Genomic DNA, 662 nt, shown 5'->3' on the forward strand with positions numbered 1-662 from the left:
CACCCCTGGCGAGTGCGTGACGGATTCGCGGCCGCAGCGTCCGCCGCGGCCTTCGTCGCCGCCCTGGTGTCCGCAGTGACTTGACGGACGCCCGGAACCGGCGGGTCCCGGGCCCGCGAGCGTTTCCGAGCTTGTGCGGAGACGCGCCCCACCCAGTTGCTTCACCCTTTCAACCCTTCAGACACATCCTCCGGGTCACGCCATGCGGGCCCGGTCCGCCCGGCACCGGCATGGCGCCGACAACCGAAAGAGGTACCAATGAACACGATCCGGACCATCAGCGACGTGCTTCGGGACAAGGCCGATGAGACGAAAAAGGGGATCACCTTCGTCGAGAATCGGCGGGACGTCTTCGTCCCGTATGGCCGGGTCCATGCGGAGGCGGTGGCGGCTGCGACTCGGTTGGCCGAAGCCGGCATCGGCCCCGGTGATCGCGTGATCTTCCAAGTTTCGGAGAACCGCGGGCTCATCCTGGCGTTCTGGGGCTGCGTCTACGCCGGCGCGGTTCCGGCGCTTGCGCCGCCGGTGTCGGGTCCGGTTGACGTCGACAGGGTGCGGACGCTCTCGGACATGATGCCCGGGGCCCCGATCCTGGTCGACGAACGCAGTCACACGCTGCTCACCGGCGCAAAAGCTGCCGTGGTCGTGGGCGAGGACCGGCT

1 protein-coding gene is annotated in these 662 nt (G+C 68.6%); it reads left to right on the forward strand.

The window, feature by feature from the left end; genetic code table 11:
• Positions 1-258: 258 nt before the first annotated feature.
• Positions 259-662, forward strand: a 404-nt coding sequence (locus tag F4V54_RS11085; protein WP_150387166.1) for an AMP-binding protein, incomplete at its 3' end; no start/stop codon positions are given.

It is taken from the genome of Corynebacterium tuscaniense (assembly GCF_008693065.1).
In the GTDB taxonomy this organism is placed as follows: Bacteria; Actinomycetota; Actinomycetes; order Mycobacteriales; family Mycobacteriaceae; genus Corynebacterium; species Corynebacterium tuscaniense.